Here is a 25,349-nt window from a genome sequence, read left to right on the forward strand (position 1 = left end):
GCAGGAAAGGCCGCGTGGTTGATCCGTCTTGCACCATACGTGTGCGCATCGATCGTGACGGCTTTTTTTGCCATCCGATTCTGGGACTGCCTGCCGTTTTCAGGTTCCACCAGGTTGTTGAATGTTGAAAGTCTGGGTGAATACGGAGCCTATTTGATCTATGCAGACGAGCCATTCACGTTTCCATTGGGAAAAATTGCCAGGATGACGTTTCCTTTCCTGGATGCGAACATCGGCAGTACAGGCTCTATCGCCCTGTTTGCAATTGTGTTCAAATTTTTAGGCAAAGTCAGCTCCCTTTTTAAAGATTTTTACTATTTCACACTGCTTGATCTCGTGGCCGTATTCCTGACGGCATTCAACGCAGCTCTTATCCTCAAAGAGTTTCGTGTAACAAAGTTCGGATACATCCTCCTGGGTTCATTTCTGACGGCATTGTCCTTCCCCATCATCATAAGAAGTGAATGGCATCAACCATTCTGCGTTCTCGGTTTTCCGATCTATCTCGCCTGGGGTCTCATCATGCTGAAGATCATGCGACGCCCATCCGTCAAGGCCGGTGCCGCCCTGCTTCTACTGCTTTCCGTCACGACGCTTGTTGACAATTACACCTTCGTCGGGTTGATTCTGATGACGCTGGTCTTTTTGGTGCTGGAGGTCTTCGCTTTGCTTATACAGGGGGCGGACCGTACACGTTTGCATAGGTTCGGTGTTGCCGGGTTTTCCTTTCTGGTTGGAATTGCAGCGTCCGTATCGGTGCTCTATGTACTTGGTATGTATCCGCTTCCGGAGATCCCGCTGAACATCAGTTCTTTCGATTTTGGAATGGGGGGAGGGTACCATGTAGCGGACCTGCTGGCGCCGTTCATGACACCGAAGGAAGGAACATCCAGTTTCCCTGCCGGTTCAATTCTGTCGGGAATCGGCTTTCCCTTCACTACGGCGATTCAGGATGTCGGACAGTACGAGGGGTTCTCATACATCGGCACCGTCCCTGTTGCCCTTTTGTGCCTCATCTTTGTCTCGGCATTGGCACTTCATCTGTCTCCGGCCGGCAGGGCTAAAGTTGGAGCTAAGATACTCCGGGTTAGGTCTTTTTCGTATTACTACAGAAGAATCCCTGACGCCTTGATGATAGGAGTGTGTGCGTTCTCCTGTTTCATTTTCAGCCTGGGATACGTACTGTACGTTGCAGGACGGAGGATTGAATCGATTCCGCTGATGCCCGCCGGAATGATGGCCGAGATGTGGCATCCGTTGTTCAACATCCGAGCACCCGGAAGACTGGCCGTCCCGTTCATGCTTTTTCTGGTCCTGCTGTCTTGCGTCTTGGTTTCCAGATCCATAGACTGGCTGAAATGTCATCCCCGGTTTGCTCAATCTTCAAACCTGTTAACGCTGCTCCCTTTTATCCTGATACTCGTGCATCTGTTTGATGTTCTTCCTCTTCTTCGTCCGGTTCAAGCAGCCGGGAGCGATCAGATCAAGTCCATCTTTACCACGGAGGAGAGAAATCAGATCCGCGCCACCGTGACGGACAAAACAGCCCTGCTCATCGCTCCGTCCATCTGGACCGGAGATGATGAATGGGATGCCGTTGTATACGGATTGGGCTATGCAGCAGGGGTGCCGGTCAATACGTATTATGTGGCCCGCCAGATCCCACTACATTTTTATGCATCCAAGGACGACATTTCGTCGATTTTGCAGGGACGCATTCATTCAATTTTTGAGAAATACGGTAATGTCGCCATTGCCGTTCCCGGGCGGCGATGGTCGGATTTGAGAGGAATCGTCGATGCTCCAGTGGCCGTGAAGCAAATCGGTCCGGTAATCATGATGACCCATTGAGGTGCGAAGGAGGACCCTATGCAAAGCGGAGGCTCTGATACGATCAGCCGATCGAATTATACACCGATTCTCAGGGTAAAGGACGGCAGCTACTGCTTTTTCATCCTGGAATTGAATATTCTTGCAGAAGGTCCGAGCATTCAGGAGGCTTATGACCTGCTGGAAACTCGAAAGAAGGATTACTTTGAAAAAACTAAATATTACGGTCTTGAAAATACCGTTGAAAATCCTGTTCCACTGCGAATCGGCAGACTGCTGTCGCACGATCTTTCCATTTTTTTCATCAAAACGCTGATCGTTGCCCTGGTTTTGTTCCTCCTTACTTTGGCATTTCTACCTGTGTTCTCCTCCGTTGTGCGTCATGAGATATCGGCAATCGGGGAAAGCATAAACAAGGTGAGCGCCCGTGCAGTCCTGAATATGCCAGGCAGGATCAATGAGGCACTGACGCAGATGCCGGATGAAGAAAAGAAGGTACTCGTCGGGGAATGGGGCCGTCTCTCCCTGAACATGAGGCAGATAGCCGATCAAACGGGAAGATCGCCTGAAGGCCAGAAGTTGAGAAGATAAACAAACTATGCAAAATCCCCTGCACCTCGTCATCGACGGCATCATCTACCAGTCCCAGTCCATGGGGGGGATCTCCCGGCTGTTCACGGAGATCCTGCCCCGCATGTGCGCTCAGGACGAGGCGGTGGACATGACCCTGTTCGTTGTCGGGAACAGCAGCCAGGCGCTGCCTGCCCATCCGCGGATCCACCCCCTGCGGATTTTCGATCCGCAGCCGTTCATGCGTCCGTCCTTTCTCTGGCGCTCCCTGGAGGAGCCGGCCCGGAAGGCCATGATGCGGCTCCGGCTGGGCACCGGACAAGGGAAAATCTGGCACTCGACGTACTTCTCGGAGCCGGGCCGGTGGGAAGGACGCAAAGTGTATACCGTGGCTGACATGATCCACGAGCGCTATCCGGACCTGTTCTTCGGCCCCGGCGGGGACGCATTCCGGGCGTTGAGGAAGCGTTGCGTTCTCTCGGCCGACGCCGTCCTCTGCATCTCCGAGGCGACCCGGAACGACATCCGGGAGATCTACGACTGGGACTCCGACCGGCTCCACGTCGTTCACCTGGCCGGCAGCGATTTCTTCCGGCCTCTTCGGGACGGCGAGTCGGAGAGCAACCATCCCGGCGAAAGACCATTTCTCCTCTACGTGGGCTCCCGGGCCCACTACAAGAATTTCGACGGGCTCCTCCGGGCCTACAGCCGCTGGGCTGAACGGTGCGATGTCGGACTCCTGGCCGTGGGAGCCCCCTGGACGCCTGTTGAGGCCGACCTCCTCCGGAAGCTGGGCCTCGCTGATCAGGTTCGCCTGCTCACGAACGTGGATGACGAGAGCCTTTGCCGGCTCTACAACCGTGCCGCGGCCTTTCTCTATCCCTCCCTTTACGAAGGCTTCGGCATTCCCCTGCTGGAGGCCATGGCAAGCGGGTGTCCCGTGGTGGCCTCCCGGATCGCCACGACGGTGGAGGTGGCGGGGGATTGCCCCATCTATTTCGATCCCATCGACGGGGATTCCCTCCTGGCCGCCCTCGACCAGGTGATGGGCGAGGGGAGGGATTCAAATCGTACCCGGGCCGCTCTCGCCCATGCCGGCCGTTATTCCTGGGACCGGACAGCCGCGGAGACGCTGCGTGTCTACCGGAGCATAGCGTGACGGTACGGTCGGGATTTCATATGGAGGCGCCTCGATGAAAAAGGCCCTGATTACCGGCATCACCGGCCAGGATGGCGCGTACCTGTCCCGATTCCTTTTGGACAAGGATTACCGGGTCTACGGCCTGGTGACCGATTATGACCGCACGCAACTGGCCAATCTGGCCTGGATCGACGCTCTGGAGCGCGTATCACTCGTTTCCGGCGACCTGCTGGACCTGCCGCGGCTCCAGGACCTGCTCGAAGAGGTGCAGCCGGACGAACTGTATCATCTGGCAGCCCAGAGCTCCGTCGCCCAGTCCTTCCGGGATCCCGTCGATACGGTGGCCTTCAACGTCCTGAGCACCCAGCATCTGCTGGAAGCGATCCGGACGCTGGCCCTTCCCGCCCGGTTCTACCATGCTTCGTCCAGCGAGATGTACGGCCGCGTCAGGACCTTGCCGGTCGTTGAGGAATCGGTCTTCCATCCCGTCAGTCCTTACGCCATCTCCAAGGCGGCGGGTCACTGGCTGGCCGTCAACTACAGGGAGGCTTATGGACTCTTCTGCTGTTGCGGCATCCTCTTCAACCATGAATCTGTGCTTCGTCCCCCCAACTACGTCACCAAGAAGATCGTCTCCGCAGCGGTCCGGATCGCGAAAGGATCCCGGGAGAAGCTGACCCTCGGGAATGTGGAAATCCGACGGGACTGGGGGTATGCCCCGGAGTACGTCAAATCCATGTGGCTCATGCTCCAGCAGGACGAGCCGGACGAGTATGTCATCGCAACCAACGAGGCCCACAGCCTTCGAAGCTTTGCCGCCACCGCTTTTGCCTGCCTTGACATGGACTGGGAGGAGCACACCATGATCGACCGGACCCTCTTCCGTCCGTCCGACATCGACGTGATCTGCGGCAACCCCGCCAAAGCCAGGAACAAGCTGGGATGGGAGTACGACATGACCTTCGACGGGCTGGTACGGCGGCTTGTGGAGGAGGAGCAGGCCCGGCAGACGGCCGGTCCTGAGGATGGATGCCCCGCCCGGATGACATGACGAAGCGTTCTCCCCTTCTGGCGGAGCTCCCTACGCCCCCACACGGGCGGACCGGCTGGCCCTGGACGGAGGCCTCCCCGCTGCCGGCTCCCGACCTGCCCGAAGGGGCGGTGTGGCCGCGGATCACCGTCGTCACGCCGTCTTACAACCAGGGGGCCTACCTGGAAGAGACCGTCCGCTCGGTCCTCCTGCAGGGTTACCCAAACCTGGAGTTCATTGTCGTGGATGGCGGGAGCACCGACGAGACCCTTGCCGTCATCCGCCGCTACGAGCCCTGGATCACCTACTGGGTGAGCGAGCCCGATGCCGGCCAGACCGACGCGATCCGGAAAGGTGTCGGGAAATCCTCGGGGGAGATCCTCGCGTGGCTCAACTCGGATGACTTTTATGCCCCCGGAGCACTCCTGGTTGTGGGCGCCCGCTTTGCCAAGGCGCCGCAAGTGGACCTCCTGTACGGCGACTGTGCGATGGTTGACGGTGCGGGCCGCCTGATGGACCATTTCCGGGTCCGACAGGGAGGGCTTCCGGAACTTCTGGAAGAGAATTTCATACCCCAGCCCGGGGCGTTCTGCCGCCGGGAGATCTGGGAGGCCGTGGGCGGACCGGACCCGGCCCTCCAGTTCGTCATGGACTACGACCTCTGGATCCGCCTCTTCCTGGCGGGGGTCCGGGCCGAGTACCTGCCGGTCCTCCTCGCGTGGTTCCGTTACCATCAGGATTCCAAGTCGGTCGTCCAGTCCGTCCGGTTCGGCTACGAATTCCTGGGTGTCCTGGACCGGATTGCCGGGGAACTGCCGGAGGACCGTCTCCGAAAAGCCTGCCTGAAGTCGTACTACAAGACCTTCCGCCTCATTCTTGCCTGGCGCGAGATCGCGGCGGCGGAAGGAAACGGATCCCGGGAAGCCGTCGCGGGCGACCTGGCCTGCTGGGCGGCGCACCTGCGGGGAAACATGGCAGCATACCGGCGGTACCCCCGGCTCCTTGGCCTCAGCTACTACTGCATCGGCAAGTACTACTGCCTGCAAGGGGCCATGGAGGAAGGGAGGCGTTTCCTCGGGGATGCCCTGAGGATCCCCGGGGGTCTCCTCAGCCGGGCGCTGCCGGGGAGGCTCGCGGCCTCCCTCGGGAAAGGCCCCTTTGCCTGGTACCACCGACGCTGCAAGGCCATCGCGGGCCGCCTGCGGTGGGGCCGGTCCTGAGGGGCCTGTGAATATCCTTCTGTGTGCCGAGTGGTTCGCTCCCAGTGTCGGGGGGGTCCAGCGAGTCATCCGGGAGCTCGGGGAGACGCTTTCCCGGCGGGGCTACAATGTCACGGTGGCCACGACGAGGATGGACGAGCGGTCCTTCGACGCGCTGAACGGGGTCCATATCCGGCAGTTCGCCGTCTCCGGAAACGGGGTGGAAGGGATCCGGGGGGACGCGGAGGCGTACCGGCGGTTCGTTCTCGACGGCGGATTCGACTCGATGCTCGTTTACGCCGCCCAGCAGTGGACGTTCGATGCCCTCTGGCCGATCCTCGATCGGATCCCGGCCCGCAAGATTCACGTCCCCTGCGGGTATTCCTGCCTTTACGAACCGGGTTACAGCGAATACTACCGCCAAATGCCGGACGTCCTTAGGCGGTTCGATCACCTGGTGTTCAACGCCACGGATTATCGGGACATCCGGTTTGCCAGGGAGAACGGATTGGAACGCTTTTCGGTCCTTCCGAACGGAGCCAGCGAAAAGGAATTCGCCGCCTCTCCCGTCCCGGATCTGCGGCAGCAGCTCGGCATTGACCCGGATGCCTTCGTCTTCCTGTCCGTCGGAACCCCCCCCTTTGCCAAGGGGCATGCGGAGGTGGCCCAGGCCTACGCCGGGGCCTCTTTCCCCTTTCCAACCTGCCTGGTCCTGGACGGCCGCTACGAGCGGCGGGACCAGCCTCCGACGCAGGGTCCCGGAGACCGGATCCGTCTTCATCTGCGGGCGCTCCTGAAAAAGGTGCTGCTGGGGCGGGAGAATCCCGTGCGGAACCTTCTCCTTGCCTATCGGAGCATCCTGCGGCAGCGGGATAAGCAGATCGTCTTCACCGACCTGCCCCGGGAAAAGATGATCGCCGCCTTCTTCACGGCAGACCTCTTCGTCTTCGCATCGCGGGTGGAGTACTCTCCCCTCGTCCTCTTCGAGGCCGCCGCTGCGGGGCTGCCGTTTCTGACGGTGCCCGTCGGCAATGCCGAAGAGATCGCACAATGGACCGGGGCCGGGGAGATCGTCCCTGCCGAGCGGGATCGGGTTGAAAACACTCGCGTCTCCGCGGACGTTCTCTCGCAGGCCATGGCCGGTCTGGCGGTGGACAGGGAGCGGCTCATGACGCTCGGGCGGCAGGGGCGGGAAAGATGGCGGCAAAATTATACGTGGGAGAAAATCGTCGGACGGTATGAAGAAATCCTCTGCAGCGACGGTCCGGGAAGGTCGTAGGGAGAAACCATGAAGATTCTTGTCATGTGCGGGGGACGCGGCCGGCGCCTGGGAACGCTAACGGACCGGGTTCCCAAACCTCTGGTCTGCCTCAACGGGAAGACCATCCTGGAACTCAAGATCGAGGAATACCTGAGGCAGGGATGCAGGGACTTCATTTTCTGCGTCGGATACCGGGGGGATCTCATCCGGGAGGCGGTGCGACCGTATGAGGATCGCATGGAGGCCGTCTTCTCCGACGCCGGGGAGGACGCCGGCATCCTGGAGCGCCTCTGCCATGCCCGGGATCTGTTCAACGACCGGGTTTTCATGACGTACGGGGACACCTTCACCAACCTGTCCCTGTCAAGACTGTTCGCCTTCCACGAGGAGGGCGGCCACGAAGCGACCCTCGTCACGGCCTCCATCCAGAATCCCTTCGGGCTGGTGGAGTTCGACGGCCGCAGCCGGGTGACCAGTTTCCGGGAGAAACCGGTCCTGCAGTACTACATCGGTCATGCCGTGATCCGGAAATCGGCCCTCCGGTTCGTACCCGAGGAGATCCGCCGCATGAGGGATGGGGAGGGCCTGGTGGCCTTCTTCAAGATTCTGATGGCCATGGAAAAGCTCGGGGCCTACGAGCACAAGGGGCTGGAGATCAGCTTCAACACGCCCGACGAGCTGAAGGTAGCGGAAGAAAAGCTCTGTCAATTCTATACGATGTCCGAGGTGGAAGATGGACTGGAAGGATAAGCGCGTTCTGGTGACGGGAGGGGCCGGCTTCATCGGCTCCCATTTGACGAAGCGGATGGTCCGGCTGGGAGCGCGTGTGTCCGTCCTGGTGAAATACCGGAGCATCATCGACAATGTCCGCCTGAGTCCGGTCTGGGACGACATCGAGGTGATCGAGGGGGATCTCCGGAACATCGATTCGCTGAGACAGTTCCGCGACGCGTCCTACGACGCGGTCTTTCACCTCGCGGCGTACAACCACGTCGGAGACAGTTTCCTTCATGTCAGCGAAGCCCTCCAGTCCAATGCGGTAGCGACGGCCAATCTTCTGGAATACGCTCCGGATTTCGGACGGTTCGTCTACATTTCCTCGTCGGAGGTCTACGGGTATCAGACGGCGGTTCCCTTCGCGGAGGAATTCATGCCGTTTCCCATCTCACCGTACGCCATCGGCAAATACGCGGGAGAGCTCTACGCCAGAATGAAGCGGCACGTTACGAACCAGCCCATCGTCTGCGTGCGGCCATTCAACACGTTCGGCCCCTACCAGAGCGAGCGGGCCGTGATTCCCGAGCTGATCGTCCGCTGCCTCCGGGGGCTCCCCGTGGAGACCACGGAGGGCATCCAGACGAGAGAATTCAACTTTGTCGACAACATCATCGACGCCTTTGTACAGGTGGCCGGAATGCCGGATCCTCCGCTGGACAAGGTCGTCAACATCGGCTCCAACCGTGAGATCGCCATCCGGGATCTGGTCCGCCGGATCCACGAGGCGACGGGATCGAGCTCGGAACTCCGGATCGGCCACCTCCCGAACCGGCCGACGGAGATCTGGCGCATGTGCGCTGCCAATGAACGGGCCGCGGAGCTCCTGGGGTGGACCCCCCGGGTAGCCTTCGAGGAAGGGCTGGAGCGGACGGTCGCCTGGTACCGCCGGTACCTGGAGGTGTTCCATCAGCCCCGGTCCGCCCTCAACGAGCTGTGACGCGGGGAAGCCCTTCATGAGGATCGGGATCACCGGGACACAGGGATTCATCGGCGGCTTCCTATGCCGCTTCCTGTCCGGGGAGGGGCACGAGGCGGTCTCGCTGGACGCCTTCACCCGCCGTGGGGCGGCGGAGCCGGACCGGGGAACGATTCCCGGCGGGCTGGCGTGGGTTCTCCATTTCGGGGCCTCCACGTCGATCCCCCGGAGCTTCGAGGACCCCTTCGGCGTGTACGCCAACAACACGGAGGCGACGCTCCGTGCCCTGGAGATCGCCCGGCTCTCCCGGGCCTCGTTCCTGTTCATGAGCTCCTACGTCTACGGCCGGCCGCAGTACCTCCCCATTGATGAGTCCCATCCCGTCGAGGCGCTGAATCCCTACATGGGGAGCAAGATCGCCGGCGAGTCGATCTGCCGCCAGTGGGGCGGCCTCACGGGCATTCCCGTCGTCGTTCTGCGCGGCTTCCTGATCTACGGGGACAGCCGGTCGCCGGGCCGCCTGATCCCGGACCTGCTGGCGTCGGCGCGGAGCGGGGCGGCTTTCACGCTCCGGGACCCGGCGCCCCGGAGGGACTACCTCTACATCCGGGATTTTGCCGAACTTGTCCGGAAGATCCTATCCACGGAGCCGGTGCCGGCGGGAACGTACAACGTCGGCGGGGGCGAGATCCACAGCAACCTGGACGTAGCCGAGCGGGTCCGCCGGCTTGCACCAAGGCCTTTCAACCTGGCGATCGCGGACACGCCCAGGAGAAACGACGTCGACGACATCGCCGCGGACATCCGTCTCGTGAAGCGGACCTTTGACTGGGAGCCGCGATACACCCTCGATCAAGGGGTGAAGGAAGTCCTGCGAGCGACACAGGCCGACATGTCTTCAGACTGACCCTCGCGGTCGTTTTGCTTTTCCACTACCCGAAAGGAGACATCCCGGAATGCCACCGGAAGACCTGCTCGCCTACAAATCGAATACGTATTCGCAGAATGGCGAGGACGGTGTCATCGCCGCCATTTTCGACAGGATCGGGACGACAACGAGGACCTGCTGCGAATTCGGCGCGTGGGACGGCGTCCATCTGAGCAACTGCCGCCGGCTCATTCTCGAGGGCTGGTCCGCCCTGATGATCGAAGGCGATCCCGAGCGGTTCCACCTGCTCGTCTCGTGTTACGCGGACAAACCGTCGGTCGTGTGCGTCAACCGCTTTGTCGACAAGGGGCCCAACAGCCTGGACTCAATCATGAAAGAGAACGGGATCGGAGACCTGGATTTCCTGAGCATCGACATCGATGGACTGGATTACGAGATCCTCGAAGCACTGACCGTCCGTCCCCGCGTGATCTGCATCGAGGTCAACGCGGGGCACGATCCCGATTTGAAGACAAGGATCGATCGTCGCGTTGCGCAGGACAACGTCGGCCAGCCGCTCCGGACATTTGTGGAGATGGCGGACGCGAAGGGGTATGCCCTTGTCTGCTACACGGGCAACGCCTTCTTCGTTCGCCGTGACGCGATCGACGGTTCCCGGCTCCCTGTCCTGACCGGCCGGCAGGCCTATGAATACTTCCTCGGGCGACTATCGCCGACGGAAAGGGAATGGCTGTACCTTGTCAATCTCGGACTGGTGAATCCCGGTGTTTCGTTCGCAAACCCGTTCCTGACGCGTGGTGCCCTGGGGATCCGCCCGCTCAGGGCTTTTCGGCTCTCGCTGAGGCCGGCGATCTTCCGATTCCTGAGGATGATCCGGCAGGGCCGGAGGGGAAGGCTTCCGACCTGACGTACGGAGGCACGGGGGGGTGGACCCTCGGGGGGATGAACAGACAGCGGTGGAAGGCTTCAAGTCGATGGAAAGGGCAGACACACCACTGGTGATCGTTCGCCTGAACGGCGGGCTGGGCAACCAGTTGTTCCAGTACGCGACGGGCCGGATGCTCGCCGATCACCACCGGACGGAGCTGAAACTGGACCTATCGGCCTTTCATACCGGCAAGGAACGCACCTACCGTCTGAATCACCTCCGGGTTCGGGAACGCATCGCCGGCGACGACGAAATCGACGCCCTCTGCGGACCGCCCCGGAACTCGTTTCGGGGGATTGTCTTCCGTCTCCTGCAGAGAATGAGACCGTACCACCGGCGTTTCGTTTTCCAGGAAAGGTGCATTGGCCGTTACGATCCGGACATTCTCAGAACCCCGAAGAGCGTCTACCTCCGTGGCTACTGGCAGAGCGAGAAATACTTTCTGACGGTCGCCGGCGACATCCGGAGGGAGATCGCCGAAATCGAACCCCGGGACGCCCACAGCCGGGAGATGGAGAAGGAGATGCTCCGGACCGCCTCCGCGAGCGTCCATGTCCGACGGGGTGACTATGTGACGGACCCCGCCGCCTGCGAGGTCCACGGCCTCTGCGACGGGGATTATTACCGGCGGTGCGTACGGTTCCTCGATGAACGGGTGAAAAACCTCCGCCTGTTCATATTTTCCGACGAGCCCGATTGGGTGCGGCGGAACATGGATCTGGGAAGCTCGGCTGTCGTGGTGGATCACAACGGCGGGGAAAGGGACTACGAAGACCTGCTGCTCATGAGCCGATGCCGTTACCACATCGTCGCGAACAGCAGCTTCAGCTGGTGGGGAGCCTGGCTGTGCGATTTCCAGGACAAGATCGTCCTGGCGCCCCGGAACTGGTTCCGGGCAGGCGTCCTGGAAGAGACGGACATCGTTCCGGATTCCTGGATCAGGATGTAAGGAAGGGCATGATTTCAAAGGATCGCAGGCGGAAGGCGGAACAGGAGCAGGAGAAATGAAGGCCCTCGTGCTGGGCGGCAACGGATTCATCGGATCCCATCTGGTGGACCGTCTGCTGGCGGAGGGCCACGACGTTCGGGTGTTCGACAAGTACGGGGAACGCTTTCGTCCCTCTCTGCGCGGGGTGGACTATCACCTCGGCGATTTCGGCAACCGCGGCCTCCTGGCGGAGGCACTTCGCGGTCGGGAGGTGGCGTACCACCTTGTCTGGAACACCCTTCCGAAAACGTCCAATGACGATGCCCCCTTTGACGTCTCTTCCAACCTGGCGGACACCCTTTTTCTCCTCGAGGAGTGCGTGCGCCATAAGATCGGCCAGATCGTCTTCGTCTCTTCGGGCGGCACGGTGTACGGGAATCCCCGGAGCCTGCCCGTTTCCGAGGACAGCCCGACGGAACCGCTCTGCTCGTACGGCATCACGAAGCTGGCGGTGGAAAAATACCTGGCCCTGTACCGCCATCTCCATGGACTGGATTACACGATTCTCCGTCCCTCCAATCCATACGGCTTCCGGCAGGATCCGCAGGGGGCCCAGGGGGCCGTTTCCGTTTTCCTGTGGCGGCTGGCCCGCGGAGAGGCGGTGGAGATCTGGGGAGATGGCAGCATCATCCGGGATTACCTGTACATCGGAGACCTGGTGGACGGAATCTATCGGGCCTCCGTGGCCCGGACGCCTTCCCGGATTTTCAACCTCGGAAGCGGCCGGGGGACCTCCCTCAATCAGGTGCTGTCGACGATCCGGGCAGCCACGGGGCGGGAGCCGACTGTCCATTACACGGAGGGAAGGCGGTTCGACGTCCCGGAGATCTGTCTTGATATCGAAAGGGCGAGACGCGAACTGGGATGGGAGCCCTCGACCTCCCTCGAGGAAGGTGTCGGGAGGACCTGGAGCCAGATCCTGGAGGTCTGCCGACCGTGAGTTCCCCGAAGGTGACGGTCCTGATGCCGGTCCACAACGGCGCTCCCTACCTGGAGCGCGCCGTGGACAGCATCCTGCGCCAGACTTGCGAAGCGTTCGAGCTGCTGGTCATCGACGACGCCTCCACCGACGAAAGCTGGGACATTTTGTCCGCCCTGCACGATCCGAGGATCCGGCTTGTCCGGCACGAAAAGAACAGGGATCTGGTCGCGACCCTCAACGAGGGGCTGGATCTGGCCCGCGGGGAGTATGTCGCCCGCATGGACCAGGACGACATCAGCCTGCCGGAGCGCCTGGAGAAGCAGGCGGCGTTCCTGGAGCGACACGGGGACGTGGGCATCGTGGCTGTGGGAGCGAGGCTGATCGACGAGCGGGACCGTCCCCGAGCCGTCCTGCCCCTCCTGGCGGGTCACGGCCTGCTCCGCTGGTCTTTCTGCTTCGGTTGCCCCATCGCCCATGCGGGCGTGATGATGCGCCGCTCCCTGATCCTCGAACTGGGCGCCTACCGGGAAGAGGCCTTCCGGTGCGAGGATTATGACCTCTGGACCCGGGCGGCGGATAAAACCAGGCTGGCGATGCTCCCGGAGGTTCTGCTGCTGCTGCGCCGGCATGCCTCGAGCATGACCCGCGTCTGGCCGGAGGACAACGTCCGCAACGCCCTCCGCGTCGCCGGCGCTCACATCCGGACAATCCTGGGCGAGGAGCCCCCGCCGGGCGCGCTCCGCACCCTCTGGCTTCAGGATGTAAGGGTGCCCGCCGATGCGGTGGCCGCGGCGGATTGGATGGGCCGTCTCCAGGATTCGGTCCTGTCCGATCCCTCACTGAATCCCGCGGAGAAAGAAATCATCCGCCTCGACGCCGCGGCAAGGCTGTTCAAGCTTTTCATGCGGGGGATCTCGCATCCCGGGGTATGGCCCATCCTCGGCCGGTCCCTGAAGGCGGATCCGTTTGTGGTCGTCCGGCAGGCCCTGTCGTTTCCGCGGCGGCTTTTCCCCGGCATGGGGCTATCATGAAACGGAAGATCCTGATCTGGCCGTCCACCTATCCGACGGAGGGTTCCTTCGTCAGCGGGATCTTCACCAAGGAGCAGGCCGAGGTCCTCTCGAGGCGCTACGATGTGGCGGTGGGCCTGGCGCGGATCCCCAGCTGGAGGAGGATGCTCGAGGGAAAGGATCGGCCCCGGACGGTGGAGCAGGTTCAGAACGGTCTCCCCGTGTTTCGGCAGGAAGCCATCGCCCCACCCCGTTCCTTTGCCCTGCGCATCCTTTTCTACCGCCTGCTGGCGGAAACGCTCTTTGCCAGGGTTGTGTCCCGTTGGGGGCGGCCGGACCTGATCCACGCCTACATGGTCTACCCGGCCGGATGGACGGCAGTCCGGGTCGCGAAACGGCACGGCATTCCCGTCGTCCTGACCGAATACACGGGACCCTTCTCGGTGCACCTGGAAACGCGCCTGCAACGGCGACTGGTCCGGGAGACCCTCGATTCCTGCGATCACCTTGTGACCGCCAGTCCGGGGCTGGCGAGGGAGATCGAATCGTTTCAGCCGGTGAGGAAGGTCTCCCCTCTCGGGATTATGGTGAAAACAGGGTTCTTCACGCCTTCCCCCGATGACGAGCCACCCGGTCCGCGCACCCGCTTCCTGACCGTGGCGCTCCTGGATCCGGCCAAGGGGATCCACAACCTCGTGGAGGCCCTGCATCTCCTCGAGAAAAAAGGATTCGCGAACTGCGAACTCTGGATCGGCGGCGACGGTCCGGCACGGGCAGCGCTGGAAGTGCAGGCAAAGCGCCTCGGGGTCGATGGCCGCTGCCGCTTCCTGGGGCTCCTCAAGCCGGCGGAGGTCCGCACATGGATGCGTCGGTGCGACGTCTTTGTTCTGCCAAGCCTCGTGGAGACCTTCGGGGTGGTCATCGGGGAGGCGATGGCCTGCGGGAAGCCGGTGATCGCAACCCGCTGCACCGGTCCGGAGTTCATCCTTACAAAGGAGAACGGCCTGTTGGTCGATATAGACAGCAGCCGGGATCTTGCCGCGGCCATGGAGCGGGTCCTGGCGGGAGCCGTCCGCTATGAGGAGTCTGTGATTCGCAGGACGGTGACGGACCGCTTTGGAGAAGATGCGTATCTGGACAATCTGTCCCGGATTTACGAGTCGCTGATGGCGGCTCCGGGTGGTCGCTGAGCCGGTATGTGCGGCATTGCCGGAATCATAAACAAAGACGCCGGGCCCGCCGGGCAGGAGATCCTTCAGGCCATGATGGCGGTCATGGGGCATCGGGGCCCCGACGATGAAGGGGTCTATGCGTCCGGTCAGGTAGCCCTGGGCCACCGGCGCCTGTCCATCATCGACCTGTCCCCCGCTGGGCACCAGCCCATGCGCTATGGCAACCTGGTGATCGTTTACAACGGGGAAATATACAACTATTTGGAATTGCGTCAGGAACTGGAAACCCAGGGGCACCGGTTCGAGACCGGGTCGGACACGGAAGTGATTCTTCACGCCTACGACGCGTGGGGAGAGGCGTGCCTCCAACGCTTCACAGGCATGTGGGCCTTTGCGATTCTCGACGAAGCGAAACGGGAGGTCTTCTTCGCCCGGGACCGTTTCGGGATCAAGCCCCTGTATTACTCCGACGGGGAGAATCGATTCCTCTTTGCCTCGGAGATCAAGGCCGTCCTGGCGGGCGGCGCACCCGCCCGCGTCAACGACCAGCGACTCGTCGAGTATATCGTCGTGGGGACAACGGATCACACGGAGGAGACCTTTTTCTTCGGCATCCGGCAGATCCTCCCGGGGTGCTGGATGCGTATCGACCTTCCCTCCTTCCGGATCCGGACGGAGCGATACTTCGATCTGACCGGCCGGCCGGACTCGCTGCCTCCGACGGTCGAGGACTTTGCGGACCGCCTGGAGCGCTCCGTCCGTCTCCACCTGCGGAGCGACGTTCCCGTCGGGACCTGCCTGTCAGGGGGGCTCGACTCGTCCGTGGTTGCCGCCCTGGCGGCGGCCATGAACCGGGAGAACGGGAACAGCCGGTTCGACGCCGTCACGGCCCGCTCGGAAAGTCCGGAAACGGACGAGACCCCTTACGCCCGGCTGGTCGCCGAGCACTGCGGCCTCCAGTGGCACGTCGCCGCTCCCGGCTACGACGATTTCGCGGAGCACATCGAGCGGTGCCTCTGGTTTCAGGAAGAGCCCGTCGGCAGCCCTTCCGTCTTCATGCAGTACTGGGTCATGAAGACGGCGAAAGAGGCGGGCCTGAAGGTCATGCTGGACGGTCAGGGAGGCGACGAGATCCTTCTGGGGTATGAACGCTACTACATAGCCTTTTTCTGGGAGCTTTTCCGGAAGGGCCGCCTGCGAAGCCTCCTGGAGGAATACGGCCTGGCCATCCGGAATTCCCGCATGGGATTCTGGTGGTTCCTCGCCTCCGTGGGCTATTTCTCCAGTTTTCCCCTCCGCCGGGCCGTCCTGCACAGGCGGGCGCGGTTCCTGAAGCCGGAGTCCCTGGAGCGCTCGAATTCCATGATCCGCAGCCTCTCCCGGGACGTCTTCCGGCTCCGGAAACTGCAGGCCAAGGAAGTCATGGGACAGCAGCTTCCCCACCTCCTTCGTTACGAGGACCGCAACTCCATGGCCTTTTCCATCGAGGCCAGGGTCCCCTATATCGAGGGGGACTGTGTCCGGACGGCCCTGGACCTGCCCGCGGAATGGAAGATCCGGGGAGGATATACCAAGTATCCGCTTAGAAAAATGGCGGAAAAGATCCTGCCGGGGGAAATCGCCTGGCGGCGCAACAAGTTCGGCTTCGAGGCGCCCGCCGATTTGTGGCTGAAACGGCATCAGGCAATCATGCAGGCCGAGATCGATCGCTCAAGCTTGCTCAACAGAGTTTGCAAACAGATTCCCGACCTCGGAACTTTAAATACTGAAATGCAGTGGCGTCTTTATAACATCGCCATCTGGGAGAAGATGTTCGATGTCTTATCGCAGGATTGATCAGAGGCTCTCTCAATTCGCCCGCAGCCCATTCATTATAGGCACCGAACAAATGATCGCATAGATGGAATGAGGATGACCAATTCATTGAAAAGTATGCGTGCCTATACAGCAAAGACGTTCTTTTCCTTTGAATTCGTTTTCCTGTTATTTCTGTTTGCAGGTTGCTACAAGGCCCGTCCCTGGCTGCACTGGGTTCCTGTCGATTTGACGGCGCTTTTCTTTGCCATGAGTGTTGCCGTGGGGATGTTCATCCTGGCGAGGAAAAAGGCTCGTTTTGCCGGGGATGCTTTAATCGTGGTCGGCATTGGCGGTTTCTTGTTTCTCTATGCCACCGTGAGTTTGACCTGGTCTCCAGGTGTGCTCTATGCCGGGAAGAAAGCTCTGTATCTCTGTACTCTTACATTTTGGCCTCTGATTGCCGCAGCTTTGATTGTCGCTGACCGTGCTGAGCGGGTCCGATATTTCCTGGGAGGCCTTTTCTTCTTTGCCCTGTGGTTTGCCGTGGAATCTCTCTTTTCGTTTTTCCAATCCTCAGACCAGAGGCTTTGGGCGATCGGCGTTGCCGTAGACGGCGCCGACTACATTTCAATCGGAAGGATCATCAGTCTGGGTGCAATCTCCATATATGGCTACTATATGCTGAATGCCGAATCGGGTCTATCCATGTTCTTGTCATTGGCTCTTCTATGTTGTTTTGTTTTCGTATTGATGATTCTGGGAGGCCGAGGACCTCTTCTGGGGATGATCGTTTCATTTGCCCTGATCCCGATTGCAGGATGGAAAAAGAGCTCTCCGTTCCATCTATGGAACAGAAAGCATGTCTTCCTGATGTGTATTGCGATTCTGGCTGTCGCTATCCTGGCTGGCTATATGGTGTCACACAGTTCACTCATGCCAACCATCAGAAGGACATATTATCTGTTTGTCGGCATAGGGGAAAGTCCGCTGCTTCGGCTGGATTATTATTGGAGAGCGTTAAGACTTTGGGTGGAGGCACCAATCCTGGGACATGGACTCGGTAGCTGGCCCTTGCTGGTTGGTTTTGGGGACATCAAAGAGTATCCTCACAACGTCATTTTAGAACTGCTGGTTGAACTCGGTCTGGTGGGTTTTCTTCTGTTTCTGGCCATTCCCTTGAGGGCGCTGTATCAAAACAGGTTTTTGAAGGCCACGCAATGCGTCCCGACATTGTTGATTATATTGATGATATTTGTTGATCTGTTTGTGAACGCCCTTTGCTCGGGCGACCTTTCGGATAACAGGCTTCTGTTTGCTGCTGCGGGCATGCTTGTGATGAGAGACGGCAATCACACGGATCCGACCGGTGCTCCAGGATAGAACAAGGAGACGGCGTCACATATGAGATGAGAAAAACAAAATGAAGCTGTCCGATTTTGTCCATCATGTTTTCACGGTTGGTTTGGGAAGTGTCGGTGCCTTTTTATTGAATATTGCGGTGATCCCGCTTATTACACGCCTCTATGCACCAGAGGCTTACGCGGGATGGGCACTGATGATGAGTACCGCAATTCTGTTCAGTTCCATTGCAACGTTGCGCTTTGAACTTGCCCTGGTTCTTCCCAGGTCAGACGAGGAGGCTTCGAATCTTTTCGTTATCTGTCTGGCTGTTTCGTTACTCGTTGCGGTGGCATCCGGTCTGTTGCTGCCGTTGTTCCAGGATGATCTGATTGGCAGAGGGTTCCGCCAGGAACTGAAGCATTGGTTATTGTACATATCCTATCTTGTCGCAGTAACGGGATTTTACCAAGCATGTGTGCACTGGTGTGTGAGAATGAAGGAATTTCAATGGTACGCGATGATGCAGTTACTCTTGCCTCTGATGGTGTGCCTGGTGCAAATCATAATGGCCACAGTTGGCCGGAAAGATTCCTCGGGTCTGATCATCGGGACTTTGGCCGGCCAGTCCATTGTGATTATTCTCATGCTCGCATTGATACTGGCTAAATACGGACGTGCTATTGCCCACGGTGTCTCAATGGAGGAAATTTTACGTTTGTTTTCTCGCTACCGTGTATATCTGACTCACATGACGCCTTACACCCTGATAGGGACTTTTCGCGAGCGGGTTCCGTATTTTTTGCTTGCTGGTTTTGCCAGCAAGGAAAGCCTTGGTTTTTATGGATTGTCTTCACGTGTGATCAATGTGCCAAATAGCCTTCTCAGCAGTGCCATACGGCCTGTCTTTTTCCAGAGCGGAGCAACCGCGGGCTTGGAAGTTCTTGAGGGGAGATTGAAAACACTTCTATATGCAATCTCGATTTGCGCCGTTCCCTTCTGGGTTCTCTTTCTTTTTCACGCCGAGACTCTGTTTGCGTTATTTTTTGGCGAGGCTTGGCGTGAGGCAGGTATCTACGCCGCCGTTCTTTCAGCTCCCATCATTCCAAAACTCCTTAGTAATTGGATGGATCGGTCATTTGACGTTCTTGGCCGTCAGCGCCTCCTGTTCAAGCTGGATTTTGTCTCATCCGTCATTGTCATCGGGTTGTTCACGCTGGTGATGGTTTTACTGGAGAACATACTTCTGGCGATTGTTCTGCAATCGTTAACATTAACAATTTACCATTTCTATCTTCTCCATGTCATTTTCAGCGAGGCTGATTTCAAGAAACTGAAGCTGATGGGCCTGCTGAAGCTCCTTGCCGGTTTGGTTGCTGTTTCAGGAGCACTCAGCTGCATCTGTATGATATTACTTCATCCGTTTGCAGCAATTGTTGTGAACGGTACGGTCATCATTCTTTGTATGGTTGTTCACATATCCTGCTCCGGCTTGTTTGCAGAAGGGGTGTAGCGTGATCATTATCGTCGACTATGGGGTGGGGAATCTCGGATCACTCCGGAACATGCTGAAGAAGATCGGCCGGGAGGCCATGATTTCCCAGGATCCCCAGGTCGTCGGGCAGGCGGACAAAATCATCCTGCCGGGAGTGGGTTCCTTCGATCATGCGATCGAGAACCTCCGCTCGACGGGGCTCATGCCCGTCCTGAATGAGAGCGTCCTGAGCCGGAAAATTCCGGTCCTCGGGGTCTGCCTGGGGATGCAGCTCATGACCGGCCGGAGCGAGGAAGGGGTTCTGCCGGGACTTGGCTGGATCGACGCCGAGACCGTGCGCTTCCGGTTTGACGAGTCCCGTCGGCACCTGAAAGTGCCCCACATGGGGTGGAATACGATCCGGGTGCGGGGCGCGAACCCGCTTTTCGAGGAGATGGCGGAGGGCAGCCGGTTCTATTTCGTCCACTCCTATCACGTGCAATGCCGCGCCGGGGCGGATGTGCTGGCGACGACGGATTACGGAGGAGATTTCGTGTCCGCGTTTGCGAGGGACAACATCATCGGAGTTCAGTTCCATCCGGAGAAAAGCCACCGGTTCGGTATGCGCCTCCTGAAGAACTTCGCGGAAAAATGCTGATTACGAGAGTGATTCCCTGCCTGCTGCTCAAGGGCCGGGGCCTGGTCAAGACCGTCCGGTTCAAGGATCCGACGTACGTCGGAGACCCCATCAACGCCATCAAGATCTTCAACGACAAAGAGGTGGACGAACTCGCCTTTCTCGACATAACGGCGACGATCGAGAAAAGGCCTCCGCCCTATCAGGTGATTTCGGAGATAGCCAGCGAGTGCTTCATGCCGCTGGCATATGGCGGCGGAATCCGGAGCCTCCAGGAGATCGAGAAGATCTTCAGCCTGGGGGTCGAAAAGGTCTGCCTCAACTCCGCGGCGGTTGAAGATCCCGACCTGGTTCGGAATGCGGCGAAGGCCTTCGGGAGCCAGAGCATCGTCGTTTCCGTGGATGTAAAGAAGAGCCTCTTCGGGAAGTATGAGATTTTTACGCACGGAGGGCGCCGGAACGCGCGGAAGGACATCCTGGCCCATGTCCGCCACATGGAGGAGATGGGGGCCGGGGAGCTTCTGCTCACCTCGATCGATCGGGACGGTACGCAGCAGGGTTACGACCTGGAACTGGTCGGACGGGTGGCGGAGGCGGTCGGGATTCCGGTGATCGCCTGCGGAGGCGCCGGCGGCCTTTCGGACATTACAGCGGCGGTGAAGCGCGGGGCCGCCGCAGCCGCTGCGGGCAGCCTGTTCGTGTTTCACGGGCGCCACCGGGCGGTTCTCATCAGCTATCCGTCCAGGGAAGAACTGGACGCGGCCTTTCCGGCCGCTCCGGACAGGGAGACGTAAATGGAAAGACCTTACCGGATCTGCACATACTGCATCATGGACACGTCGGACCCGGACATTTCGTTCGACGGGCAGGGGCGCTGCAACCATTGCCGGAATTACGAGGTCCGGGCGGCCTCGGAGGTGTTCCGGGGAGAAGAAGGAAGGCAAAGGCTCGAGGCCATGGTCGAGCGGATCCGGGAACGGGGCCGGGGGAAGGACTATGACTGCATCATCGGGGTGAGCGGCGGGGTCGACAGCACGATGGTGGCCTACACGGTCCGGAAACTGGGGCTGAGACCCCTGGCCATTCATTTCGACAATGGATGGGACACCGAACTGGCGGTGGACAATATCAAGAAGACGCTCGACCGGCTGGGCATCGATCTGCAGACCCACGTGGTGGACTGGGAGGAATTCAAGGATCTCCAGCTGTCCTTCCTGAAAGCCTCCGTGGCCAACTGCGAGATTCCAACCGATCACGCCATCACGGCCCTCCTGTTCAATGCCGCGGCGAAACACAACATCCATTACATCTTCGGGGGAGGAAACGTCGCCACGGAGGGCATTCTCCCGTTCAGCTGGGGATATTACAACCAGGACCGGAAGCACCTGGAAGCGGTGCACCGGATCTACGGCACGATTCCCCTGAGGACAACGCCCAGGATCAGCCTGACGCGATTCCTGTACCTCGTCTTCGCCCGGGGAATCCGGCTCATACCCATTCTCAACTACGTGGACTACAACAAGGCCCGGGCCATGAAAATTATCCAGGAGGAACTGTGCTGGCGCTACTACGGCGGAAAGCACTACGAATCCATCTACACCCGCTTTTTCCAGGGCTACATCCTTCCCCGCAAGTTCGGGTTCGACAAGCGCCGGGCCCACCTGTCCACGCTCGTCTGTTCCGGTGAAATGAGCCGGGAGGAGGCTCTCAAGGAGATGGAAAAGGATCCGTACGCGAACAACGATCTCCGGGAGGACCGGGAATTCGTCATCAAGAAATTCGGCCTGACCGAGGAGGCTTTCGAGGAACTGATGAACCGGCCCGTCAAGTCCTATCGGGATTATCCCAATCACTCCTTCTTTTTTCATACCATGGGAAACCTGCGGGCCCGCTTCAAGAAGATCGCCACGTCCGCCTGAGACCGCCCGTGTCCCTGAACGTTCATATCTATCCCACCCCGTTCCGGAACGAGAGCCGGATTCTCAAGATCACGAGAAGCCTGAAGGAGGCGAACGTGTTCGACCGGATCCGGATCATGGCCACCTGGGAGGAAGGGCTGGCGGAAGAAGAGGACCTGGACGAGACGCGAAGGGTCGTCCGCATCCGGAGGCGGATCGGGGAAGAAAGGAGCGGTACCTTCTGGAAAGCCGTCCGGGTCGGGGAATGGTCCTGGCGGGTGATGCAGTCTCTCCGGGGAGAGCGCATCGATTGCATAAACGCCCACAGCCTGTCGGTTCTTCCGCTTTGTGTGCTCCTGAAACGGCTCAAGGGATCGAAGCTGATCTACGATACCCACGAACTGGAAACGGAGACCGCCGGTTCCACCGGCATCCGCAGGGTGCTGGCCCGACGGGTCGAACGGATCCTGATCCGCGAGGCGGACGCGGTCATCGCCGTCAACGACTCCATCGCCTCCTGGTACCGGCGGACCTACGGTCTGAAGCGGGTCTGGGTCGTGAAGAACGTTCCCTACCGTCCGGATTCCGTTCCCGCGAAAACCTCCATGCTGCGCGACGCCTGCGGCGTCGGCGGGGAGGAGATCCTTTTCCTGTACCAGGGAGCCATGGCGAAGGATCGGGGCATCCGGCGCCTGCTGGATGTCTTCTCCCGGCTCGATGAAAACCGGCATCTTGTCTGCATGGGATTCGGGGAAGACGTCGATCTGGTGAAGCGCTTCGCCGGTGCGCATCCGAACATCCATTACCATCCCGCCGTTCCGCCGTCCGAGGTCTTCCGCTATACCTCCGGTGCCGACGTGGGTGTTCACCTGATCGAAAACACGTGTCTCAATCACTATTACTGCCTTCCCAACAAGATCTGGGAATACCTGAATGCGGCCCTCCCCGTCGTCGTCAGCGATCTGCCGGAGATGGCGCAGGTGGTTGACCGCTTCGGGTGCGGCTGGAAATGCGATCCGTCCGACGACGGGGCGTTGAGGCTCATCGGGGGGATCTCGATGCCGGATGTGGACGGGAAGAGGGAACGGGCACTGGAGGCCCGGGAAGGATTCGGATGGCACGTGGAGGAAAAAGAAATGCTCGATGCCTATCAGGAAATAGGATTTGTCAGTCGTTAAGAATCCAGACAGGCTCCTCCGGGTGATGGACTGAACCATGCTGAGACTCTTGGACCGGTTTTTCCACCGTATGAGGCGAAAGTCCTTTTTTGCCCATACGGTGACTATGATGGGAGGGACGGCCGTGGCACAGGGGATCGCCCTTCTCGGCACCCTGGTGCTCGCCCGGTTTTATCTCCCCTCTCATTTCGGCGTGTTTTCCATGTTTGCCGGCGTGGTTTCCCTGATCGGTATCCTCTCGGCTTTCCGGTACGAAGTCGCCATACCTCTGCCGGAAGATGAAGAGGACGCAGCGGTACTCGCAAGATTCTCCCTGTTGATTTTAGGGAGTGTCAGCCTGGTGATCCTGGTGCTTGTGTTTTCCACCTATGTGTGGCTGTCTCCATGGTTCCGCGTCCGCGCCACCGAGCTGCGTCCCTGGCTCCCCCTGCTCCCCCTGTGCATTCTGCTGGTCGGAGCTTCCAATACGCTTTACAACTGGTGCTTGAGAGGTCGGCGCTTTCGCGGCATCGTTCTATTCCGGGTGGCGAAGTCCGTTGCCACGGTCCTGGGGCAGTTGATCGCGTATCCGTTTGTCGCATTGCCGGGAGGAGGCCTGATTTTTGGTTATGTAATCGGCCTCGCGGCCGGACTTGTTCCCTTGTTGAGGAGGACCAGAATCATATTCACGGAAGCCGTCGATCGGTCACGCATGGTCGCCGTCGCTTCCCGGTACGCGGACTTTCCCAAGAAGGCAGGCATTGGTGCCTTCCTGGATGCAGCAGCCGTGCAGATTCCGCTGATCGCGCTGCCGGTCCTCTTTTCCCCACATATCGGCGGCTCCTTTGCCGTTGCCGACAGGCTTCTCAGGGGCGCGGTGGACTTTTTCAGCGTGACGCTCGGCCAGGTGTTCTACCAGCGGGTTGCCCGTTTCCGGCGTGATCGGGAAGAGGCGACGTCCCTGCTGATCAGGACGTGGAAACTTCTTTTTGTCTGCTCCGTCGGTCCCATCGTGCTCCTGGTCCTCTTCGGCCAGGAGATTTTCACGTTTCTACTCGGGACCAAATGGGGTGAGGCGGGGGAATACGCTGCAATCCTCGCCGTCGGGTTCCTCTCGCAGCTCGTGGTCTCGCCGACGAGCCTCGGACTCATGGCCTTCGAGAAGCTCAACCTCCTGCTCGGCTGGCAGATCCTTTCGTTCCTGGCGATGGCGACCGCTCTGATCCTGGCCTTTCTGTTCTGGAGAAACGACATCAAGTCTTTTCTGTGGTTCTGGTCCTGCAAGGAGATATTTCTGTATCTGCTGTACGGAGGGATCCTATACCGGATCCACGCGGGCCATGAGAAGTCCCTTTCCGCATAAACAACCCTCGACAAGGAGCATATCATGATTCAAGTCGCCCAGATCGGCGTGGGATACTGGGGTCCCAACCTGCTTCGCAACCTGGTGGCCAACCGGCGCTGCCGGGTGAAGGCCGTGGCGGAGCTGTCGGCGGAGCGCCGGAATTACGTCCAGTCCCTGTACCCTTCCGTTGCAGTGACGGACCGGGTGGAGGACGTTTTCAAAGACCCGGAGGTGGACGCGGTCATCGTCGCCACCCCCGTGGCGAGCCATCACGATCTCTCCATGACTGCCCTGGGTGCGGGAAAGCACATCCTGGTGGAGAAACCCCTGGCCCGGAGCGTGGCGGAGGTGGAGTCCATCGGCCGGCTGGCGGAGGAGCGAAAGAAGGTGGCCATGGTGGGCCACACATTCCTCTACAACGCCGCGGTCCGCTTCGTGAAAAAGCTGATCGATTCCGGAGAGATCGGCGATATCCGCTACATTTACAGCCAGCGGCTCAACCTGGGGCGCATCCGCTCCGACGTCGACGCCCTCTGGAACTTCGCTCCCCACGACGTCAGCATCATCCAGTACTGGCTGGGCGACCCCGAGCCGGTGTCGGTGGTGAAGCGGGGAGTGGACTTCATCCAGCCGGGGATCGCCGACGTGGTCTTCATGAACATCCAGTACCCCGGGAAGATCATGGCCAACATCCACGTGAGCTGGCTGGACCCCGGCAAGATCCGCTGCATGACCGTCGTGGGCTCCCGGAAGATGGTCGTCTACGACGACGTGGCGGACAATAAGATCGCCGTCTACGACAAGGGGATCGACCGCAGGGCCGTCCTGGGGGAGAACATGGACTACGACGGGCCGTCCTATCCGACCTTCAGCCTCCGTTCCGGCGACATACTGATCCCGAAGATCGACTTCCAGGAGCCCCTGAAGGTGGAGATCGACCACTTCTTCGACTGCATCGAAAAGGGGACACCCTGCCTGACGGGCATCGACCATGCCCGGAAGGTCGTGGAGATCCTGGCCTCGTGAACGCTCCCGGAGCGGGCTCATCCGGATCACCCCGGTTCCGGCCC

Annotated in this window: 23 protein-coding genes; all 23 read left to right on the plus strand. The window is 60.0% G+C overall.

Annotation, left to right across the window (positions count from 1 at the left end; genetic code table 11):
* The first annotated feature begins 18 nt into the window (after nucleotides 1-18).
* The gene (locus tag PLO63_02210) at nucleotides 19-1,851 is read left to right on the plus strand and encodes a hypothetical protein (protein ID HOI72937.1); all 1,833 of its coding nucleotides are present in this window, start codon (nucleotides 19-21) and stop codon (nucleotides 1,849-1,851) included.
* Between the two features lie 18 nt (nucleotides 1,852-1,869).
* Entirely contained in the window at nucleotides 1,870-2,421 is a 552-nt protein-coding gene (locus tag PLO63_02215; protein HOI72938.1) for a hypothetical protein, read from the plus strand.
* A 7-nt stretch (nucleotides 2,422-2,428) separates the two neighbouring features.
* Nucleotides 2,429-3,559, plus strand: coding sequence for a glycosyltransferase family 1 protein (locus tag PLO63_02220; protein HOI72939.1), 1,131 nt, complete (start codon nucleotides 2,429-2,431; stop codon nucleotides 3,557-3,559).
* A gap of 34 nt (nucleotides 3,560-3,593) precedes the next feature.
* Nucleotides 3,594-4,592 carry a GDP-mannose 4,6-dehydratase gene (locus PLO63_02225; protein ID HOI72940.1) on the plus strand — a complete coding sequence of 333 codons (999 nt, stop codon included), beginning with the start codon at nucleotides 3,594-3,596 and terminating at the stop codon, nucleotides 4,590-4,592.
* The gene (locus tag PLO63_02230; GenBank protein ID HOI72941.1) at nucleotides 4,589-5,791 is read left to right on the plus strand and encodes a glycosyltransferase family 2 protein; all 1,203 of its coding nucleotides are present in this window, start codon (nucleotides 4,589-4,591) and stop codon (nucleotides 5,789-5,791) included. Before PLO63_02225 ends, PLO63_02230 begins: the two co-directional genes overlap by 4 nt.
* Nucleotides 5,792-5,798: 7 nt before the next feature.
* On the plus strand, nucleotides 5,799-7,049 hold the full coding sequence (locus tag PLO63_02235; GenBank protein HOI72942.1) for a glycosyltransferase family 4 protein: 1,251 nt from the start codon (nucleotides 5,799-5,801) through the stop codon (nucleotides 7,047-7,049).
* A 9-nt stretch (nucleotides 7,050-7,058) separates the two neighbouring features.
* Nucleotides 7,059-7,781, plus strand: a complete 723-nt coding sequence (locus tag PLO63_02240) for a nucleotidyltransferase family protein (GenBank protein HOI72943.1) — start codon at nucleotides 7,059-7,061, stop codon at nucleotides 7,779-7,781.
* Nucleotides 7,765-8,745, plus strand: a complete 981-nt coding sequence (locus PLO63_02245) for a GDP-mannose 4,6-dehydratase (GenBank protein ID HOI72944.1) — start codon at nucleotides 7,765-7,767, stop codon at nucleotides 8,743-8,745. The genes PLO63_02240 and PLO63_02245 overlap by 17 nt, the downstream gene beginning before the upstream one ends.
* 16 nt (nucleotides 8,746-8,761) lie before the next feature.
* On the plus strand, nucleotides 8,762-9,631 hold the full coding sequence (locus PLO63_02250; protein HOI72945.1) for an NAD(P)-dependent oxidoreductase: 870 nt from the start codon (nucleotides 8,762-8,764) through the stop codon (nucleotides 9,629-9,631).
* A 49-nt stretch (nucleotides 9,632-9,680) separates the two neighbouring features.
* Nucleotides 9,681-10,520 carry an FkbM family methyltransferase gene (locus tag PLO63_02255; protein ID HOI72946.1) on the plus strand — a complete coding sequence of 280 codons (840 nt, stop codon included), beginning with the start codon at nucleotides 9,681-9,683 and terminating at the stop codon, nucleotides 10,518-10,520.
* 67 nt (nucleotides 10,521-10,587) lie between these two features.
* Nucleotides 10,588-11,490 (plus strand): alpha-1,2-fucosyltransferase, encoded by a 903-nt coding sequence (locus PLO63_02260; protein ID HOI72947.1) that lies wholly within the window; start codon nucleotides 10,588-10,590, stop codon nucleotides 11,488-11,490.
* Between the two features lie 55 nt (nucleotides 11,491-11,545).
* Nucleotides 11,546-12,469 carry an NAD-dependent epimerase/dehydratase family protein gene (locus tag PLO63_02265; protein HOI72948.1) on the plus strand — a complete coding sequence of 308 codons (924 nt, stop codon included), beginning with the start codon at nucleotides 11,546-11,548 and terminating at the stop codon, nucleotides 12,467-12,469.
* Nucleotides 12,466-13,482 carry a glycosyltransferase gene (locus PLO63_02270; GenBank protein HOI72949.1) on the plus strand — a complete coding sequence of 339 codons (1,017 nt, stop codon included), beginning with the start codon at nucleotides 12,466-12,468 and terminating at the stop codon, nucleotides 13,480-13,482. The genes PLO63_02265 and PLO63_02270 overlap by 4 nt, the downstream gene beginning before the upstream one ends.
* Nucleotides 13,479-14,651 (plus strand): glycosyltransferase, encoded by a 1,173-nt coding sequence (locus tag PLO63_02275; GenBank protein ID HOI72950.1) that lies wholly within the window; start codon nucleotides 13,479-13,481, stop codon nucleotides 14,649-14,651. Before PLO63_02270 ends, PLO63_02275 begins: the two co-directional genes overlap by 4 nt.
* 6 nt (nucleotides 14,652-14,657) lie before the next feature.
* On the plus strand, nucleotides 14,658-16,469 hold the full coding sequence (gene asnB, locus PLO63_02280; GenBank protein ID HOI72951.1) for an asparagine synthase (glutamine-hydrolyzing): 1,812 nt from the start codon (nucleotides 14,658-14,660) through the stop codon (nucleotides 16,467-16,469).
* A gap of 75 nt (nucleotides 16,470-16,544) precedes the next feature.
* Nucleotides 16,545-17,810 carry an O-antigen ligase family protein gene (locus tag PLO63_02285; GenBank protein HOI72952.1) on the plus strand — a complete coding sequence of 422 codons (1,266 nt, stop codon included), beginning with the start codon at nucleotides 16,545-16,547 and terminating at the stop codon, nucleotides 17,808-17,810.
* A gap of 40 nt (nucleotides 17,811-17,850) precedes the next feature.
* A complete protein-coding gene (locus tag PLO63_02290) occupies nucleotides 17,851-19,281 on the plus strand; it encodes an oligosaccharide flippase family protein (GenBank protein HOI72953.1) in 1,431 nt (476 codons plus the stop codon).
* Between the two features lies 1 nt (nucleotide 19,282).
* Nucleotides 19,283-19,900, plus strand: coding sequence for an imidazole glycerol phosphate synthase subunit HisH (gene hisH / locus PLO63_02295; GenBank protein HOI72954.1), 618 nt, complete (start codon nucleotides 19,283-19,285; stop codon nucleotides 19,898-19,900).
* Nucleotides 19,894-20,673 carry an AglZ/HisF2 family acetamidino modification protein gene (locus PLO63_02300; GenBank protein ID HOI72955.1) on the plus strand — a complete coding sequence of 260 codons (780 nt, stop codon included), beginning with the start codon at nucleotides 19,894-19,896 and terminating at the stop codon, nucleotides 20,671-20,673. Before hisH ends, PLO63_02300 begins: the two co-directional genes overlap by 7 nt.
* Nucleotides 20,674-21,798, plus strand: a complete 1,125-nt coding sequence (locus PLO63_02305) for an N-acetyl sugar amidotransferase (GenBank protein HOI72956.1) — start codon at nucleotides 20,674-20,676, stop codon at nucleotides 21,796-21,798.
* A gap of 8 nt (nucleotides 21,799-21,806) precedes the next feature.
* Nucleotides 21,807-22,955 carry a glycosyltransferase gene (locus PLO63_02310; GenBank protein ID HOI72957.1) on the plus strand — a complete coding sequence of 383 codons (1,149 nt, stop codon included), beginning with the start codon at nucleotides 21,807-21,809 and terminating at the stop codon, nucleotides 22,953-22,955.
* A gap of 124 nt (nucleotides 22,956-23,079) precedes the next feature.
* Complete coding sequence (locus PLO63_02315) at nucleotides 23,080-24,297, plus strand: oligosaccharide flippase family protein (protein HOI72958.1); 1,218 nt, start codon at nucleotides 23,080-23,082, stop codon at nucleotides 24,295-24,297.
* Nucleotides 24,298-24,321: 24 nt separating this feature from the next.
* The gene (locus PLO63_02320; GenBank protein ID HOI72959.1) at nucleotides 24,322-25,305 is read left to right on the plus strand and encodes a Gfo/Idh/MocA family oxidoreductase; all 984 of its coding nucleotides are present in this window, start codon (nucleotides 24,322-24,324) and stop codon (nucleotides 25,303-25,305) included.
* Nucleotides 25,306-25,349 lie beyond the last annotated feature (44 nt).

Source organism: Syntrophales bacterium (assembly GCA_035363115.1).
Lineage (GTDB): Bacteria > Desulfobacterota > Syntrophia > Syntrophales > PHBD01 > PHBD01.

What these genes read in the sequence shown, in the direction of transcription:
- asnB (HOI72951.1), top strand. Translation starts at nt 14,658, where the DNA reads ATGTGCGGCATTGCCGGAATCATAAACAAAGACGCCGGGCCCGCCGGG.
- PLO63_02320 (HOI72959.1), top strand. Translation starts at nt 24,322, where the DNA reads ATGATTCAAGTCGCCCAGATCGGCGTGGGATACTGGGGTCCCAACCTG.
- PLO63_02250 (HOI72945.1), top strand. Translation starts at nt 8,762, where the DNA reads ATGAGGATCGGGATCACCGGGACACAGGGATTCATCGGCGGCTTCCTA.
- PLO63_02300 (HOI72955.1), top strand. Translation starts at nt 19,894, where the DNA reads ATGCTGATTACGAGAGTGATTCCCTGCCTGCTGCTCAAGGGCCGGGGC.
- PLO63_02255 (HOI72946.1), top strand. Translation starts at nt 9,681, where the DNA reads ATGCCACCGGAAGACCTGCTCGCCTACAAATCGAATACGTATTCGCAG.
- PLO63_02265 (HOI72948.1), top strand. Translation starts at nt 11,546, where the DNA reads ATGAAGGCCCTCGTGCTGGGCGGCAACGGATTCATCGGATCCCATCTG.
- PLO63_02275 (HOI72950.1), top strand. Translation starts at nt 13,479, where the DNA reads ATGAAACGGAAGATCCTGATCTGGCCGTCCACCTATCCGACGGAGGGT.
- PLO63_02290 (HOI72953.1), top strand. Translation starts at nt 17,851, where the DNA reads ATGAAGCTGTCCGATTTTGTCCATCATGTTTTCACGGTTGGTTTGGGA.
- PLO63_02260 (HOI72947.1), top strand. Translation starts at nt 10,588, where the DNA reads ATGGAAAGGGCAGACACACCACTGGTGATCGTTCGCCTGAACGGCGGG.
- PLO63_02245 (HOI72944.1), top strand. Translation starts at nt 7,765, where the DNA reads ATGGACTGGAAGGATAAGCGCGTTCTGGTGACGGGAGGGGCCGGCTTC.
- PLO63_02285 (HOI72952.1), top strand. Translation starts at nt 16,545, where the DNA reads ATGACCAATTCATTGAAAAGTATGCGTGCCTATACAGCAAAGACGTTC.
- PLO63_02240 (HOI72943.1), top strand. Translation starts at nt 7,059, where the DNA reads ATGAAGATTCTTGTCATGTGCGGGGGACGCGGCCGGCGCCTGGGAACG.
- PLO63_02215 (HOI72938.1), top strand. Translation starts at nt 1,870, where the DNA reads ATGCAAAGCGGAGGCTCTGATACGATCAGCCGATCGAATTATACACCG.
- PLO63_02305 (HOI72956.1), top strand. Translation starts at nt 20,674, where the DNA reads ATGGAAAGACCTTACCGGATCTGCACATACTGCATCATGGACACGTCG.
- PLO63_02230 (HOI72941.1), top strand. Translation starts at nt 4,589, where the DNA reads ATGACGAAGCGTTCTCCCCTTCTGGCGGAGCTCCCTACGCCCCCACAC.
- PLO63_02225 (HOI72940.1), top strand. Translation starts at nt 3,594, where the DNA reads ATGAAAAAGGCCCTGATTACCGGCATCACCGGCCAGGATGGCGCGTAC.
- PLO63_02220 (HOI72939.1), top strand. Translation starts at nt 2,429, where the DNA reads ATGCAAAATCCCCTGCACCTCGTCATCGACGGCATCATCTACCAGTCC.